This is a genomic window from Vibrio sp. 1580 (genome assembly GCF_033340055.1).
Genome location: NZ_JAWOVT010000642.1, coordinates 1 through 539 on the forward strand (window position 1 = coordinate 1; position 539 = coordinate 539).

Annotated in this window: 1 pseudogene; it reads right to left on the reverse strand. The window is 43.6% G+C overall.

Annotated features, from left to right (window positions below):
• Positions 1-33: 33 nt before the first annotated feature.
• Positions 34-539, reverse strand: a pseudogene (locus R7093_RS27600) (sodium-dependent transporter); the annotation flags it as partial.

Below are 539 nucleotides of genomic sequence, written 5' to 3' on the forward strand. Positions count from 1 at the left end.
AACCAAGAACCATCATAATGATTGCGCTAACGGTCATTTTACTGCCTCCTTGCGGTTTGCTGCGTTGATAAGTAAGCCAAAGATAAAGAGTGCGGCAATGATTGCCCAACCTAGAGTTAGATCGTAGCCACCATAGCCTTCTGTAAATAGAGCATAAAGCTTAGTTGCCAAGATGATTGCTAACATGATTGGTGTTACAAAGCGTAAACAAATCTCAAACCATTGGCCGATAGAGAAATCAGAACGCTCATTCACGTAGCCGCGTACTTCTGGTACACGATTTAGCAACCAAGCCATCAATACGATTTCAATCAAGCCACCAACCATAATACCAACATTGTTTGCAAAGTGGTCGACTAAGTCTAGTAGCAGTAGGCCACCGTTGGTCGCAAATGCCATTGACACAACAAAGCCAGTACCGATTACCACATTTGCTGCTTTCTTACGGCTCCACTTTAACTTATCAATAATGGCTGACGTCACGGCTTCCATAATCGAAATGTGTGAACTTAGACCGGCCACAACAAGCGCAAAGAAGA